Here is a 17,147-nt window from a genome sequence, read left to right on the forward strand (position 1 = left end):
AGAAAAGGGCAGACAACACCCCAGCCTTGACGATGTCAGCGCAACTGCCTGCTGGCCGCCCCAAGCGCCTCACCAAACAACTCACCCACCAGGTCCACCTCAGCCTCGTCAATGACCAGCGGCGGCAGGAACCGCACCGTCGCCCCATGGCGCCCGCCCAGCTCCACGATCAGCCCGCGCTGCAGGCATTCGCGCTGGACCGTGCGGGCAAAGTCGCCATCGGCAGGGTAGGCGCCCCCCACGTCAGGCTCGGCACGTTCATCCACCAGTTCCACGCCAAGCATCAGCCCGCGCCCGCGCACCTCGCCCATTGCAGCGAAGTCCGACTGCAGCTGCCGCAACTGCGTAGCCAGCCGCTGGCCCATACTCTCGGCATGCGCGACCAGGCCCTGCGTGGCGATGGTGCGGATCGTGGCCGACCCCGCCGCCATCGCCAGCTGGTTGCCGCGGAAGGTGCCGGCATGCGCGCCCGGCTGCCACGCGTCAAGCGCGCTGTCGTAGATCACCACCGACATCGGCAGCCCGCCGCCAATCGCCTTGGACAACACCAGCACGTCCGGCACGATGCCGGCATGCTCGAACGCGAACGTGCGGCCGGTGCGGCCCAGCCCGGTCTGCACTTCGTCCAGCACCAGCGCGATGCCGCGTTCGCGCGTGATGCGGCGCAGCTCGCGCAGCCAGCGTGCCGGCGCGGGAATCACGCCGCCTTCGCCTTGCACCGCTTCCACCACAACCGCCGCCGGAGGCAGCACGCCGGACTCGGGATCGGACAGCATCTGCTCGATATAGCGCAGCCCGGCATCGATGCCGGCGTCGCCGCGCAGGCCGAACGGGCAGCGGTAGTCATACGGGTACGGCAGGAACTGCACGCTGGCGCCGAGCGCGCCCAGCGGCGCCTTGGGCCCCAGGTTGCCCATCAGCGCCAGCGTGCCATGCGTCATCCCGTGGTAGCCGCCCGCAAAGCTCAGCACGGTGTGCCGCCCGGTGGCGGTCTTGGCCAGCTTGAGCGCGGCTTCGATGCCGTCGGCCCCGGTCGGGCCGCAGAACTGGATGCGGGCGCGCGCGGCGAACTCCGCGGGCAGCAGGCCGAACAGGTCGTCGATAAAGCGGTCCTTGACCGGCGTGGCCAGGTCCAGCGTATGCAGCGGCAGCCCGCTGTCGAGCGTGTCGCGCAGCGCGCGCACCACCGCCGGGTGGTTGTGGCCGAGCGCGAGCGTGCCGGCACCGGCCAGGCAGTCGATAAAGAGCTGGCCGCTGGTGTCGCGCAGGTACACGCCATAGCCCTGCTCCAGCGCCAGCGGGATGCGGCGCGGATAGGAGCGCGCGTTGGATTCGCGGGCGCACTGGCGCTGCAGGTAGGCGTTGTCGTCGAGCCGGATCGGCGCTTGCCGGGCAAAGGCGCCTGCCGAGAACGGCGCGGGTTGGCCGTGGGCGAGCGTGGCGAGCGAGGGAGGCGTCATGGTGTCATTCCTAGCGGAGGGCGTTGTACAGGGGCGTTGACTGCAAGGACTGGATTGAGGGCTGGCTGGCGGTGCGCGAAGGGTATTGCCGTTGCACGATGCGCACGGCCGCCAGCGGCGTGGCCAGGCAGGCCACATAGCGCCGACCGCCGCCGGCATCGTGCAGATACCAGACGCCGGCGCCGGTGCGTGCTAGCGGCGGCACGCATTCGGCGCTGCCGGGCAGCGCCACGCGTACCGCGTGCGGCGGTGCCGACAGGCCGGTGCCGACCGCCTTGCTGCACGCTTCCTTGGCGGTCCATAGCCGCAGGAAGCCCAGCATGGCGTGCTCCGGCTGCCGCTGCGCCAGCCCGGCGAGCCAGTGCATTTCATCGGGCGCGCAGGCCACGGCGGCGCTGTCGCGCCAGTCCGCCCAGGCCATGCCGGCGCGCCAGGCTTCGATGTCGATGCCGACCGGCACGCGAGACAGCGCAATCACCGCGCGCGCGCCGCTGTGGCTGACGTTGAAGTGCAAGGGCGGTTCCTGCGAGCCCGTGGCGAGCACGGGTTTGCCGAAGGCGTTGGCGGCCAGCGGCACGTCGGCGGGCGGCAGGCCCAGGCAGCCGCCCAGCAACGTGCGCAAGGCCGTGCGCGCCGCGGCGAAGCGGTTGCGGTCGGCGGCCTGGCGAAACGCGGCCGCGCGGGCGTGCTCGTCGGCCGACAGCACGGCCGACAGCACCGCCGGATCCACCGGCGCGTCGGCCGCCACGTGCCAGACGTGGATGTCGCCGTGCGATGGCGTGGCGAGGTCAGGCAAGCGCATGGCCGGGTTCTCCGCTGAGCGCCGAGGTGCCAAGCACGGCCTGCGCAATGGCGTCCAGCACCGCCGGCGCAGCTTCGTGCAGGAAGAAATGCCCGCCCGCGAACACTTGCTGGCGGCAGTCGTGCAGGGTCTCGTCGCGCCAGGCCGCCAGCGTGGGCGGCGGGGCGTGGACATCGTCCTGGCCGCCCAGCACGGTGATCGGACAGCCCAGGCGCGGGCCGGCGCGGTAGCGCCAGCGCTCGCACAGCGCAATGTCGGCACGCAGCACCGGCAGGAAAAATGCCAGCGCTTCCGGGGTTTCGCGGATCTCCGCCGGCATGCCGCCCATCGCCGCGATGACGTCGGCAAACGCTCCGTCAGGCAGCGTACTGAACGGCGGCCGCGCCGACGGCAGCGCCGGCGCGCCGCGCCCGGACACGACCAGCGCCGTGGGGGAAAGGCCGTGCACGGCCTCGAGCACGCGCGCGGTTTCGAAGCCGAGCAGGGCGCCCATGCTGTGCCCGAACAGCGCAAAGCGCGGCGCCTCGCTGCGCGCCGCGCGCGCGATCGACGCGGCCAGCGCCGTGGCCAGTTCGCCGATCGACGCGGCATGCGCCTCGGCCGTGCGCATGCCGCGCCCGGGCAGGCATACCGGCGCCAGTTCTACCTGGGCGGGCAGCGCGTCGCGCCAGCCGTGGTACGCGGTATGACCGCCACCCGCGTACGGCAGGCAGTACAGGCGCACGCGCCTGTCGGCGGCACCGTCAGCGTTGTCGGCGTTTTCGACACCGCCGGCGCGGCCCGGCATGACGGCATACCAGCGCTCGCGCGCCGGCTGCGGCGCGCTCATGCGCCGGCCAGCGCGCGCTGCAGGCTGAGCGGGCGCATGTCGGTCCAGACCGTGTCGATATGGGCCAGGCATTCGTCGCGGCTGCCCTGGAAGCCGGTGCTTTCCCATCCTGCCGGGACGGGCTTGTAGTCGGGCCAGATCGAGTACTGGCCTTCTTCATTGCGGACGACATGGAAACGCGTGTCGGGATGGTCCCAGCTCATGGCAATGCTCCTTCAGGTGGTGTGGAACGCCATCGCGTTGCAGGCGGCGCGGGCCGCCGCGACGGCGTTGCGAACAATCGAGGTAATTCGTAAGGCAGCATCGTAAATGATAATGATTTGTATTTCCATTCGTAAATAATTCCGCTACACTCGCTTCACACTTTCAATGTGCAGACATTGTTCGCTTGGCTGCCCCCGTTGGCCTGCATTGACTCTCAGGCCGCTACCGGCCACGCGAACGCACCCGTAGAGGCAACAGGGATATGGACACGACCAGTACCATCGCCGACCTCCGGGCGGACCATCGCGCCGCGGCCGGCGCGGCTACCGCCGCAACCACAGCCGCTTCAGCCACCGCCGCCGCCACCGCCAGGGCAACCGGGCTGCGCACCGCCCCGCTGTCCGCGCATGGCGCGCTGCCGCTGCTGGTCACGCCGGAGGGCGAGTCCGACTGGCGCAGCCAGTTCAACGCCATGGCGGCGATTGCCGCCGAACAGCTGCCACGCGTTGGCGGCGTGCTGTTCCGCGGCTTCCATTTCGATGACGACGCCGCGTTCCGCGCCTTCGCCAGCGCCTTCGGCCATCCGCTGCTGAGCTACGAGTTCGGTTCCACGCCGCGCTCGCAGGTCAAGGAGGGCGTCTATACCTCGACCGAATACCCGGCGCACCAGGTAATCCCGCTGCATAACGAGCAGTCGTACACGCTGCAGTGGCCGATGAAGATCTGGTTCCACTGCGTGCAGCCGAGCGAAACCGGCGGCGAGACGCCAATCGCCGACAGCCGCCTGGTCTACCAGCGTCTCGATCCCGTCATCCGCGAGCGCTTTGCGCAACGCCGGCTGATGTACGTGCGCAACTACGGCAACGGCCTCGACCTGAGCTGGCAGCGCGCCTTCAACACCGAGGACCGCGCTCAGGTGGAGCGCTTCTGCCGCGCGCAGCGGATCGATTTCGAATGGAAGCCCGATGGCGAACTGCGCACCCGCCAGCTGTGCCAGGCGGTTGCCCGCCATCCGGTGACTGGCGAGATGGTGTGGTTCAACCAGGCCCACCTGTTTCATGTGTCGAACCTTGCGCCACACGTGCGCGAGGCTTTGCTGGCCGTGGTCGGCAGCGTCGACGAACTGCCGCGCAATGTCGTCTATGGCGACGGCGCGCCGGTGGAAGACGATGCGCTCGCATCGATCCGCGCCACGCTGGACCAATGCACGGTGCGCTTCCCCTGGCAGCAGGGCGACGTGCTGATGCTCGACAACATGCTCGCCGCCCACGGGCGCGGCACCTTCACCGGCCCGCGCCGCGTGATCGTCGCCATGGCCGAACCCGCGCCGCCCGGACTCGGCTAAGCCCCGTTTCCGTCCTGATCTCTCCCTTGCGGGGCAGGTTGCGCCTGCCCCGCGGGGACCTGTCATCTCTAACGTTTTCGCCATGTCGTCTTCCGAAGCTTCCTTGCCGGCCGAAACTGGCGCCCTGATGCGAACCCTGCGCGCCGAAGGCGTGCGCCTGCGCCTGCGGGACGGGCGCTGGCGCGTGGCCGGCGACAGCGCGGCCGGCACCGCAGCGCAGGACGCCGCGGCCCGGCTGCTGGCCACCCGCGCCGCCGAGGCCGATGCCTGGCTGGCCGCGCATCCCGGCTACTTCGACCGCTATCCCGCCGGCCCCGGCCAGCTCGCGCTGCTGGCATTCCATCGCCGCCATCCGCACAGCGCGGCCTATAACATGGTGTTCGCGATCGAGGTGCCAGCTGGCCTGCGCTTCGGGCTGCTCAAGCAGGCGGTGCGGCACGTGGTGGACTGCCATGAGGCGCTGCACAGCGGCTTTATCGAAGAAGACGGCGAAATCGTGATGGCGCGCCCCGCGGGTTTTGCCGCGGAGATCTCGCTGACGCGCGCCGACGACCTCGATGAAGCCGGTCTGCAAGCCTGGTTCGAGCGCGAGGCTGACGAGCCGTTCGATCCTGACGCCGGACAGGTTTGCCGATTCCGCTTCCTGGTATCGCGCCAGGCCGACGGCAACGACCGCATGTGGATGTGTGCCGGCATGCACCATATCGCCGGCGACTATCTCGGTTTCGAACTGGTCTGCGACCAGATCTTCGCCACCTACGAAGCGTTGTGCGCCAACCGGCCGCCGATGGCCTCGCAGGTGGGCCGCTACCGCGACTGGCTGGTGCGCCAGCGCCAGCTGCTGGCCGGACCGCGCGGCGCCTCGCTGCGTGCGCACTGGGAAGGCGTGCTCGAAGACGCGCCCGCCGCGCCGGCATTGCCCGGCACCCTGTATGCCGAACCGCGCCACCGCGGCGCTGAAATCGAATTCCATCTCACGCCGCAGCAGACCAACGGACTGCGCGAACTGGCAACGCGGCTGGAGGCCAGTGTCTTCGTGGTGATGCTGGCACTGTTCAAGACCGTGCTGCATCGCGCCAGCGGCGAAGACGACTTCCTGGTCGGCACGCCGACGGCAGGCCGCTCCGGCGCGCAGTCCGCCGACCTGATCGGCTTTACGCTGAACACGGTGCCGCTGCGCGCAAACTTCTCCGCCAATCCGGCCTTTGCCGCGGTGGTGCGCGACTGCGCCCGGCAGATGCGCGGCGCATTGCGCCATCAGCAGTATCCGCTGGCGCGCATGGGCGGGGAGGGGCCGCTGTTCCGGCATATGACCACCTTTGTGCCGGTGGGGCCGCGCAACGTGCTGGGCCGCTACCTGATGCGCGAATACCTCGCCACGCAGCGCGGCGCGGCCAACGACATGAACCTGCGCTGGCAGGACGAAGGCGAACGCCTGCGCGGCCAGTGGCGCTATGACGCCGATCGCTTCGAGGCGCAGGGCGTGCAGCGCCTGGTCGCCACGCTGCGCGCCGCGGTGGATGCGGTGCTCGACAACGCCGACGCCCGTGTCGGCGACCTGCCGCTGTACGGGTCGGCGTTGCTGTCCGATATGCGTGCGGACGGCATCGGACGGCATGCCACTGCACTGGCGGCCTTCGAGGCCGGGGTACGCGCGCATCCGGAGCGGCTCGCCGTCGATGCCGCCGACGCGCAATGCAGCTATGCCGCGCTCGATCGCGCCGCTAGCGCGCTTGCCGCAAGCCTCTGCGACGGTGGTGTCCGGCCCGGCGGCGTGGTCGGCCTGCTGCTGCCGCGCGGCGCGCGCATGGCTGCCGCCATGCTTGGCGCATGGAAGGCCGGTGCCGCCTTTCTGTGCCTGGACGCCGGCATGCCCGCCGCGCGGCTGGCGCAACTGGCGGCCGATGCGGGGCTCGCAGCCGTGGTGGGCGAGGGCGAGCGGCCGCAGTGGCTGGCGCAAGCCGTGCCGGGCGCTGCCTGGCATGCCGCCCCTATTGAGGCAACTACCGCCATTACCTGGCCCACCGCCGCGCCGGCACAGCCCGCCTACCTGATCTACACCTCCGGCTCGACCGGCACGCCCAAGGCCGTGGTGGTCACGCAGGGCAACCTCGCGCATTACGCCGCCGGTGTGCTGCATGCGCTGGCGCTGCCGGCAGGATCGTCGCTAGCCTCGTTGTCCTCGGTAACGGCCGACCTCGGTCACACCGCGTGGTTCGGCGCACTGCTCGGCGGGCATACGCTGCGCGTGCTGGACGACGCACTGGGCGAAGACCCTGAAGCGCTTGCCGACGCCCTGGCAGCACGGCCAATCGATTGCCTGAAGATCGTCCCGTCGCACCTGCGCGCGCTGCTGGCCGTGGCCGATCCGGCGCGGCTGCTGCCGCGCCAGTGCCTGGTGTTCGGCGGCGAGGCGCTCGACGCGGCGCTGGCGGCGCGCGTGCAGGCGCTGCGCCCGGCATGCCGCGTGGTCAACCACTACGGCCCGACGGAAGCCACGGTCGGATGCCTGACGCATGCGGTGCCTGGCGCCGTGGCCACGGGTGCAATTCCCGTCGGCCAGCCGCTCCCTGGCGTCGGGGCCTACGTGCTGGATCGCCACCTGAACCGCGTGCCGCGCGGCGCCGTGGGCGAGCTCTATATTGGCGGCGCGGGCGTCGCCAGCGGCTATTTGCGCCGCCCCGCGCTGACCGCCGAGCGTTTCGTGCCGGATCCGTTCCATCCGGGTGGGCGCCTGTACCGCACCGGCGACCGCGTACGCATGGACGATGCCGGCGCGATCGTCTTCCTCGGCCGTGCCGATGCGCAGGTCAAGATCCGCGGCTTCCGCGTGGAGCCCGGCGAGGTCGAAGCCTGGCTGCGACAGGCGGCGGGGGTGCGCGATGCCGTGGTGCTGGCGCAGCCGTCGCCGGCAGGTGAAGGGCTGCGGCTGGTCGCTTACCTGGTGCCGGAAGACGGCCTGGATCTCGATACGCTGCGCACCGCCATGGCTGCTGCGTTGCCGGCGCCGATGCTCCCTGCAGTGTTCGTGCCGTGCGAGGCCTTTGCGCGGCTGCGCAACGGCAAGGTCGACCGCAAGGCGTTGCCGCCGGTGCCCGGCGAGGCCACCGCACCGTCGCAGGCGGCTCCGCGCGACGAGACCGAGTCCACGCTGGCGAGCCTGTGGGCCGGCGTGCTCGGACGTGAAAGCGTGGGCGCCGACGACAACTTCTTCGCCCTCGGCGGCGACTCCATCCTCGGGCTGCAACTGGTCGCGCAGGCGCGCAAGGCAGGCCTGCCGCTGACGCCCAGGCTGCTGTTCGCGCATCCCACCCCTGCGGCACTGGCTGCCGTGCTGCGTTTGAACGTGGTGCCGGCCGACACGCGGGTGGGCGCCATCGAACAGGTGCTGGCGGGACTGTGGCGCGAGATCCTGCAACGCGATCAGATCGACCGCGAAGCGGACTTCTTTGCGCTCGGCGGCGATTCCATCCTGGCGCTGCAGATAGTCGCCAAGGCGCGCGCGCAGCAACTGGTGCTTGCGCCGAAGGACCTGTTCGCGCACCCGACGCTGGCACGCCTGTCGGTTCATCTCGCCGCGCGCGCAACGCCAGCCAGCGCAAACGCTACGCCGGTCACGCCGGTCGCTCCGCAGCCTTTTGCACTGAGCGGCTGCGACGCGCAGGCGCTGGAGCGTCTGCGTGGCGAACCGGGCAATGTCGAAGATGCTTATCCGCTGTCGCCGCTGCAGGAAGGCCTGCTCTTCCACCACCTGCGCGACGGCGGCAACGGTGCCTACGTCAACCAGCTGGTGCTGCAGGTCGACGGCCCGCTCGACACCGAACGCATGGCCGCCGCCTGGCAGGCGCTGCTGGACGAGCACCCGATCCTGCGCACCACCTTTGCCGCGGCGGGCGAAGCGGGCGGCGACCGCGCGCTGCAATGCGTGCATGCGCGTGCCACGCTGCCGGTGACGGTGGAAGACTGGCGCGGTGCCAATGCTGACGCGCAAGCGGTTCAACTGGCGGACTGGTGCCGCGCCGATCGCACGCGTGGGTTCGACCCCGCCGGGCTGCCGCTGATGCGGCTGGCGCTGCTGCGCACCCGCGACGCGGGCTGGTGGCTGGTCTGGAGCCGGCACCACCTGATCGTCGATGGCTGGGGCTCGGTGCAACTGCTCGACGAGGCGCTGGCCCGCTATGCCGACCCGGCGCATGCCCCGACGCCGCGCCGCCCGTATCGCGACTACATTGCCTGGCTCGCGGCACAGCCCGCTTGCGCGCGGCAAGCCTTCTGGCGCGAGGCATTTGCCGGCCTGGCCGGCCCGACCGTGCTGCCGGGCATTGCGCCGGCCAGCGCGCACGGCCAGTCCGCGCCGCTGTGCCGCGACCTGGTCCTGCCGGCCGGCCTCGACGCGAGCCTGCGCGCGCTGGCGGCGGCGCACCGCGTCACGCTCAACACCGTAATGCAGGCGGCGTGGGGCATCGTGCTGGCGCGCCATGCCGGCGGCGACGATATCGTCTTCGGCGTGACCTCGGCGGGCCGCCCCACGGGACTGGAAGGCGCCGAGCGCATGCTGGGCGTGTTCATCAATACGCTGCCGCTGCGGCTGCGTCCGCAAGGCGCGCAGGCGGTGGCGGACTACCTGCAGGCAACCCAGCACGCGGCCGTCGCGATGCGCGAGTTCGAGCACGCCGCACTCGCCGAGATCCAGGCCCAGTCCGGCATCGGCGGCGCCCTGTTCGACACGCTGATGGTGTTCCAGAACCTCCCCGACCTTGGCGACCGCGCGCGCGAGGTGGCCGGCCTGCGCCTGCGCCAGCACGACAACATCGAGCAGACCCACTACGGCCTGACGCTGGAGGTCATGCCCGACAGCCGCTTCACCATTCGCTTCACCTGCGATGCCTCGCGTGTGCAGCCGCACCGGCTGGCGCAATGGATGGACGCCTACGCCGCCGTGCTGGCGTCGCTGGCCGCCGGCGCGGCCCACGTGGGCGCCGTAGACATGCTCGATGGCCCCACGCGCGCCAGGCTGCAGGCATGGAGCGCGAGCGACGACTCCAGCGTGGCGCCCGCAGCCTTGCAGGACGACTACGTGCAGCGGGTCGCGCGCCAGGTGGCCACGCATCCGCGGCGGGTGCTGGCGCACTGCGGCGCCGAAGCGCTGACCTATGCTGACTGGTGGGAGCGCGCCGGCCACGTCGCCGGAGGCCTGCGCGCCGCCGGCGTGCGCCCGGACGATCTGGTTGCGGTGCTGCTGCCGCGCGGGCTGGACTGGCTGGTAGCGCTGGCTGGCATCCTGCGCGCCGGCGCGGCATGGGTGCCGCTCGACGTCAGCCATCCCGCGGCGCGCTGGCAGCAGGTGCTGGCGCAGGCGCGGCCCGCGCAGGTCCTGGCCGATGCGGCGGGCGTGGCGGCTTTGCACGCTGCCGGCATTGCCGGTGCTACGACGCTGGCTGCATTGGAAGCCGGGGGGGCGCCTGCGGCAGACGCGCCCACGCATCCCGCACAGCTCGCCTACGTGCTGTTCACCTCCGGCTCGACCGGCGTGCCGAAGGGCGCGATGGTCACGCGCACCGGCATGCTCAACAACATGCTGGCCAAGGTGGTGCCGCTGGGGCTGGGCGAGGGCGACGTGATCGCCCAGACCGCGCCGCCTTGCTTTGACATCTCGGTCTGGCAGGCACTCGCCGCGCCGGTCTTCGGCGCGCGCGTGGAGATCGTTGGCGACGACGTGGTGCGCGATCCCGCCATGCTCACCGCGCTGCTGGCGCGGCGCGGCGTGACGCTCTTCGAGCCGGTGCCGTCGCTGCTGCAGGCCATGCTCGACTGCCAGGACGCCGAAGGCCACGACGCGCCGCTGCCGGCGCTGCGCTGGGTATTGCCCACCGGCGAGGCGCTGCCGCCCGCCACCGCGCACGCCTGGCTGGACCGCTATCCGCGCGTGCCGCTGATGAACGCCTACGGGCCGGCGGAATGCTCGGACGACGTGGCGTTCCACCCCCTGCACGCCGACGCGCTGGCGCAAGCGGCGGACACCGTGCCGATCGGCCGCCCGACCGCCAATGCCGTGCTGCAGGTGCTCGATGCCGACGGCAATCTGGCCGCGCCCGGCGTGGTGGGCGAGATCGCGGTGGCCGGCGCCGGCGTCGGCCGGGGCTACCTGGCAGACCCGCGCCGCACCGCGGCAGCCTTCGTGCCGGACCCGACCGGCGCGCCGGGCAGCCGCCGCTACCTGACCGGCGACCTCGGCCGCTGGCGCGAAGACGGGGTGCTCGAATACATCGGCCGCAAGGACTTCCAGGTCAAGCTGCGCGGCTACCGCATCGAGCTGGGCGAGATCGAAGCCGTGCTGGCCGCGCATCCCGCAGTGCGCCAGGCGCTGGTGACAGTGCACCGCGCCGCCGGCACCGAATGGCTGACCGCGTACTGGCAGCCGCAAGCCGGCCACGCGCAGCACGCGCCTGACTCACTGGAAGCCGAACTCTCCGCCAGCGTCGCCGCGCGGCTGCCTGCGTACATGGTGCCTGCCGCATGGGTGTGCATGCCGTCGTGGCCGCTCAATGCCAACGGCAAGATCGACCGCAAGGCGCTGCCGGCGCCGCAGGTCGTGGCGGAGGAGGGGGCACCGCCCGACACGCCAACCGAGCAGGCCGTGGCCGGCATCTGGGAAACCCTGTTGCCGGGCGTTCGCGTCGGCCGCGACAGTCATTTCTTCCGCCTCGGCGGCCATTCGCTGATCGCCACGCGCGTGGTGGCAAGGCTGCGTGGAGCTGGCCATGCACAGGCCACGCTGCGCGATGTCTTCGAGGCGCCGGTGCTGCGCGACTTCGCTGCCCGGCTGGATTACGCGGCACCTGTCGTGGCGATGCCCGCGCTGGTCCCGGTGCCGCGTACCGCGCGCATGCCAGTATCGCTGGCGCAGCAGCGGCTGTGGCTGGTCGAACGACTGCAGGGCAACACCGGAGCCGCCTACAACATGGCCGGCGCGCTGCGCCTGCGCGGGCCGCTGGAACTCGCCGCGCTGCGCCAGGCGCTGGCGGCGGTGGCGGCGCGTCATGAGATCCTGCGTACTGCCTATCCCGACGACGACGGCGAGCCCTACGCGCACATCGATGCCGCCGCCGACATCGGCCTGCCGGTGATCGACCTGCAGGCGCTGGCACCTGAAGCGCGCGAAGCGGCGCTGCGGGAGGCCATGCACGAGCACGCCTCGCGCCCGTTCGACCTCGGCCACGCGCCGCTGTGGCGCACCACGCTGCTGCGCTGCGCGCCGCAGGAACATGTGCTGCTGGTTGCCATGCACCACCTGGTGTCGGACGGCTGGTCGGTCGGCCTGCTGGTCAACGAGATCACCCACGGCTACCGCCGCGCGCTGGCGCCGGAGCAGGTCGCGCCGCTGCCGCCGCTGACATTGCAATACGCCGACTATGCCGCGTGGCAACGCGACTGGTTGCGCGGTGCCGCACTGGAGCGGCTCACCGCCTATTGGCGCGGCGCGCTTGCCGGTGCACCGGCGGCGCTGGCGTTGCCGGCTGACCGCGCCCGCCCACCTGTCGCGCGCATGGAAGGCGACGCCGTGGCGCTGCGGATCGACGGCGAGCGCATGGCGCAGGTGCATGCGCTGGCGCGCGCCGGGCAGGTCACGCCCTTTATCGTGCTGCTGGCCAGCTTCCAGTGCTGGCTGCACCGCGCCACCGGCATGGACGACCTGGTGCTCGGCACCGACGTCGCCGGCCGCCCCGACGCCGCACTCGAGCCGCTGATTGGCTTCTTCGTCAACGTGCTGCCGCTGCGCTCGCGCCGCATTGCCGGCGCCAGCTTCCGCGAGGTGCTGGCCGCTTGCCGGCGCGACGTGCTGGCGGCCTTCGAGCATGACGGCCTGCCGTTCGACCGCATCGTCGAGGCGGCGGGCGTGCCGCGCGACCGTAGCCGCAATCCGCTGGTGCAGGCGCTGTTCGTGCTGCAGAACACCCCGGCGGGGCAGCTTGACATGCCCGGCGTGCAGGCCGCGATGCTGCCGCCCATCGAGCGCACGTCCAAGTTCGACATGGCGCTGTTCCTGGAGCCTGAGAGTGAACAGGAAGCGGCGCCGCTGCGCGGCGACTGGGTCTTTGCCAGCGCGCTGTTCGAATCCGCCACCGTGGCGCGTTTCGCCGCCGAATGGCTGGCTACGCTGGAGGCGCTGCTGCGTGCCCCGGACCAGCCCGCCGACCGCGCCACCGCACCCGTCCCGGGCGCCGCGCGCCCGTTCCAACCGAAACCCGAGGAGTCCCGAACCATGGAAACCAGCCAACGCATGGCGGCCAAGCTCGACCAGCTGAAATCGCTGGCCCGGCCGCGCCCGGCCGCTGGCGCCGCTTCCGCCCCGGCCGCCGCCGCCGTGCCGCCGGCTGCCGCTGCCGACCCGGCCAGCCAGGTGCGGCTGCGCCCGCTGCGCGCCGGCGAAGTCTTCCCCATCGTGATCGAGCCGGCGGTGCCGGGCCTGGACCCGGTGGCGTGGGCTGCGCGCTCGCGCGAGCTGGTCGCCGCGACGCTGCACCGGCACGCCGGCATTGTCTTCCGTGGCTTCGACCTGCCCAACCCGCAGGCCTTCGAAGCCTTCGCCGAAGCCATGCACCCCGGCCTGTACGGCAGCTACGGCGACCTGCCCAAGAAGGAGGGCGGGCGCAACACGTATCGCTCCACGCCGTACCCCGAGCGCCAGATGATCCTGTACCACAACGAAAGCGCGCACCTGGAGCGCTGGCCGCGCAAGCAGTGGTTCTTCTGCGAACTACCCTCCGCCGTGGGCGGCGCCACCCCGATCGTCGACTGCCGCGAGCTGCTGCGCCGCCTGCCGCCCGCGCTGGCCGAAGAGTTTGCCCGCAAGCAGCTGATGTACGTGCGCACCTTCACGCCGCGGCTGGACGTGGACTGGCGCGACTTCTACAAGACCGACGACCGCGCCGAGGTCGAGGCGCGCTGCCGTGCCGCCGGCATCGACTGCCGCTGGCTGGACGGCGACGTGCTGCAGACCCGCACCGTGTGCCCGGCCATCGTCGGCCACCCGGTCACCGGCGAGCGCAGCTTCTTCAACCAGGTGCAGCTGCACCACGTCTCGTGCCTGGGGGCCGACGTCCGCGAAGACCTGCTCGAAATGGTCGGCCTGGAGCGCATGCCGCGCCACGTGATGTTCGGCGACGGCACGCCGATTCCCGACGAGGCCATGGCGCTGATCGGCGAGCTGTATGAAGCCTGCGCCGTGCGCTTCGACTGGCAGCGCGGCGACGTAGTGATGCTCGACAACATGCTGGCCGCGCACGCACGCGATCCCTATGAGGGGCCGCGCAAGATCGTGGTGGCGATGGGCGATATGTTCGACCGTGCTCAGCTGGAAGGCCAGCCCTTGGCCGTGCCCCCGCAGGAGAACGCCGATGCCTGAGATGCACGACGCCTGGACCCCGACCCCCGAGCAACAGGCCGCCTGGCTGCAATGGCGCAGCGCGCCGGTGCCGCATGCGCATGTGGCGCGCATCGCGTTGCGGTGCCAGCCCGAGCCTGCCGCGGTAGACGCCGCGCTGGCCGTGCTGCGCGGGCGCCACGACGTGCTGTGCATGGCCTACGTCGGCGATGGCAGCCAACTGGTGGCATGCGTGCCGCAGAGCGGCAACGGCGGCGCGGCCACGGTCATCGTCGCTGAAGGCGATGCGCTGGTGCTGCCTGCGCTAAATCCGGCGGAGGGCGATGTATTGCGCGCCCGCCTGTGCCCGCTGGCCACCGGCGGCGCCACGCTGTGGCTGCTGGTAAGCCCGTTGGCAGCCGATCGCAACAGCGTGCTGCGTCTCGCAGAAACCGTGCGCGCCGCGTTGGAGGCCCCGGCCGCGGACGATGCCGAACTCCCGCTGCAATACGCCCAGTACGCCGACTGGCAGCAGGGCGCGCGCCTGGGTGAGGACGGCACCGGCAACGCCGGCCGCGATTACTGGCAGGCGCAGGCGGCCGGCCTGCCCACGCCGCTGCGCATGCCCGACGCGCTCGCTGCGGTTTCCGCCACCGCCCCCGCCACCGCCACGCCAGCCGACAGCTGGCGCCACACGTTACACGCGGCCCATCGCCATGCGCTGGCCGTTGCCGCGCGCGAGCTCGGCGCCACGCCCGAGCGCGTGCTGCAGGCCGCGTGGTGGACCCTGCTGGCGCGCCTGTGCGCGCAGCCGGCATTCAGTGCCACGTGGCTGCACGACTGCCGCCGCGACTACGAAGTGATGGCCGGCGCCGCCGGCGTATTCGTCAAGGCGCTGCCGCTTCGCGTGCAATGGGAAGACGAAACCAGCCTGCGCAGCCACTGGCAGGCGTGGCTGCCGACGCTGGACGGCCACGCCGCGTGGCAGGAAGCGTGGCTGCCCGGCGACGCAGGTCCCCGTATCGGGTTTACGGTGGCGCCGCTACCGGCCGACGGGATTGCGCTGGCCAGCCCGGCCTGGCCCGGTTTCGACCTGGTATGCGAGGCTCTGGACGACGGGCAGGGCATGGCCGCGCTGGCCCTGCACGCGCACGCTGGCGCGCTCCATCCGCGCGTAGCGCCGTGGCTGCTGTCGCACCTCGCAGCGCTGATCGGCACGTTGCCGGCCGCACTGGACGCGTCGCTGCCGTCGCTGTGGTGGCCCGCCGACGATACCTTGCGCGTGCCGCAGTGCTGGACCAGCGAGAAGCCGGCAAACGCGGGCCATTCGCTGCTGGATCGCATCGCGATGCACGCGCACCGCACACCGACGGCGCCTGCGCTGGATGCCGCCGACCTGGTGCTCGACTACGCGGGGCTGCAGCGTACCGTGCACGCCGCCGCGCAACGGCTGCGCGCGCTTGGCGTGGGCCCCGGCACGCGCGTGGCGCTGGCATTGCCGCGCAGCGGTGCACTGGTTGCCAGCCTGCTGGCGGTATGGGCCGCGGGCGGCGCCTATGTGCCGCTCGACCCGGCCTGGCCGCAGGCGCGGCGCCGCAGCGTGCTGGCGCAGGCCGCGCCGGTGCTGACGATCGCGCAACAGGCTTCGCCGGACGACGACGCTCTCGTCAGTGCCGATGCATTGCTGGCGACGGTGGCCGCGGCAGAGGATGCAGTGACCGTCTCGCCCGATGCCGCCGCCTACGTGCTGTTCACCTCCGGCTCCACCGGCGAACCCAAGGGCGTGGTGATCGGCCACGCGCAGATCAGCCATTACACCGCGGCGGCTTGCGACGCGCTGTCGCTGTCGTCGTGCCAGCGCTTCGGACTGACCTCGTCCGTGGCCGCCGACCTTGGCAACACCACGCTGTTCGCCGCGCTGTGGCAGGGCGGCTGCCTGGTCGTGGCCAGCGATGACGATATGGCCCATCCCGCGGCCTTTGCGCGCTACCTGCGCGGCCGCGCGGTCGATGCCATCAAGATCGTGCCGTCGCACCTGGCGGCGCTGCTGGAAACGGAGTGCCCCGCGGTGCCGTCAACCGTCATCCTGGGCGGCGAGCCGTTGCCGGCCAGTCTGGTCGACACGTTGCGCAGCCATGCGCCGGCGTGCCGCATCTTTAACCACTACGGCCCGACCGAAACCACCGTCGGCGTCATGGTCCATGCACTGGGCGCGGATGTGCCGGCGTGGCCCGCCGGCATGGCACCGCTGAGCCGGGCGCTGGGTGCGACCCGCGTGCGCGTGCTGGACGACGCGTTGCGGCCGGTGCCGGCCGGCGTGGCCGGGCAGCTCTACGTCGGCGGCCCGCAGCTCGCGCACGGCTACCTTGGCCGTGCGGACCTGGATGCCGCGGCCTTTGTCGACGATCCCTTCGTTGCCGGCGAGCGCCTGTACCGCACCGGCGATCTCGCGCGCGCCACGCCTGCCGGCCTGCAACTGCTCGGCCGTGCCGACCAGCAGGTCAAGATCCGCGGCATCCGCGTCGAGCCCGCCGAAGTCGAAGCCGCGCTGCTGGCCCAGCCAGCGGTTGCGCAGGCCGCCGTGAGCGCGGTGGCGGGGCCCGGTGGCGAGGCCGTACTGTGTGCCTTCCTCGTGCCTGCGGCAGGCTGCACCATCGACGCCGCCGCGCTGCGCCACACGCTCGCCGCGATGCTGCCCGACGCGATGGTGCCGGCGCGCTTCGTCCCGCTGCCTGCACTGCCGCGCCTGCCCAACGGCAAGACCGACCGCGTCGCGCTGCGCGAACTGGTTCCTGCCGACAGGGCGCCAGCCCCGGCCGCAGCGCCCGCGGCCGATGCGGTGGAAGCCCTGGTGTGCGCGCTGATGGCCGAGCTGCTCGAACAGAGCCAGGTCGACGCCCACGCCGACTTCTTTGCCCTCGGCGGCCATTCGCTGCTGGTGATCAAGCTGGTGGCGCGGCTGCGCCGCCGGCTGCAGGTGGAGATCGCGCCGGGCGTGGTGTTCGACCATCCGACCGCGCATGCGCTGGCCGCTGCCGTCAGGCAGGAAGCCGCGGACAGTGACCTCGACGCGCTGGCGCACACGGCCCTGGCCGCCGTGCCGCAAGCGCCGGTCGCGGTGCCGGCTGCGGTGCCGGTGTAAG

The 17,147-nt window shown here is 71.8% G+C and carries 7 protein-coding genes; 3 read left to right on the plus strand and 4 right to left on the minus strand.

The window, feature by feature from the left end; translation table 11 throughout:
* Positions 1-35: 35 nt before the first annotated feature.
* From LPA45_RS30105 to LPA45_RS30120, 4 genes are read right to left on the minus strand one after another with little or no spacing between them, the layout of a single operon-like run.
* On the minus strand, positions 36-1,460 hold the full coding sequence (locus LPA45_RS30105) for a diaminobutyrate--2-oxoglutarate transaminase (RefSeq protein ID WP_116321787.1): 1,425 nt from the start codon (positions 1,458-1,460) through the stop codon (positions 36-38).
* Positions 1,461-1,470: 10 nt separating this feature from the next.
* Positions 1,471-2,262, minus strand: a complete 792-nt coding sequence (locus LPA45_RS30110; protein WP_367395076.1) for a 4'-phosphopantetheinyl transferase superfamily protein — start codon at positions 2,260-2,262, stop codon at positions 1,471-1,473.
* Complete coding sequence (locus tag LPA45_RS30115; RefSeq protein WP_158577700.1) at positions 2,249-3,091, minus strand: thioesterase II family protein; 843 nt, start codon at positions 3,089-3,091, stop codon at positions 2,249-2,251. Before LPA45_RS30115 ends, LPA45_RS30110 begins: the two co-directional genes overlap by 14 nt.
* Positions 3,088-3,294: an MbtH family NRPS accessory protein gene (locus tag LPA45_RS30120; protein WP_116321790.1), complete on the minus strand. Its 207-nt coding sequence runs from the start codon at positions 3,292-3,294 to the stop codon at positions 3,088-3,090. The genes LPA45_RS30115 and LPA45_RS30120 overlap by 4 nt, the downstream gene beginning before the upstream one ends.
* Before the next feature lie 263 nt (positions 3,295-3,557).
* Here LPA45_RS30120 and LPA45_RS30125 point away from each other — a divergent pair, with 263 nt between their 5' ends.
* The 3 genes from LPA45_RS30125 (at position 3,558) to LPA45_RS30135 (ending at position 17,146) form a co-directional block, all read left to right on the plus strand.
* The gene (locus LPA45_RS30125; protein WP_199414659.1) at positions 3,558-4,640 is read left to right on the plus strand and encodes a TauD/TfdA family dioxygenase; all 1,083 of its coding nucleotides are present in this window, start codon (positions 3,558-3,560) and stop codon (positions 4,638-4,640) included.
* A gap of 127 nt (positions 4,641-4,767) precedes the next feature.
* Positions 4,768-14,046, plus strand: coding sequence for an amino acid adenylation domain-containing protein (locus LPA45_RS30130; RefSeq protein ID WP_367395077.1), 9,279 nt, complete (start codon positions 4,768-4,770; stop codon positions 14,044-14,046).
* Positions 14,039-17,146 carry an amino acid adenylation domain-containing protein gene (locus LPA45_RS30135; RefSeq protein ID WP_317925053.1) on the plus strand — a complete coding sequence of 1,036 codons (3,108 nt, stop codon included), beginning with the start codon at positions 14,039-14,041 and terminating at the stop codon, positions 17,144-17,146. The genes LPA45_RS30130 and LPA45_RS30135 overlap by 8 nt, the downstream gene beginning before the upstream one ends.
* Position 17,147: the final 1 nt, after the last annotated feature.

Origin of the sequence: Cupriavidus sp. Agwp_2 (assembly GCF_040784895.1) — a bacterium.
Taxonomy (GTDB): Bacteria; Pseudomonadota; Gammaproteobacteria; order Burkholderiales; family Burkholderiaceae; genus Cupriavidus.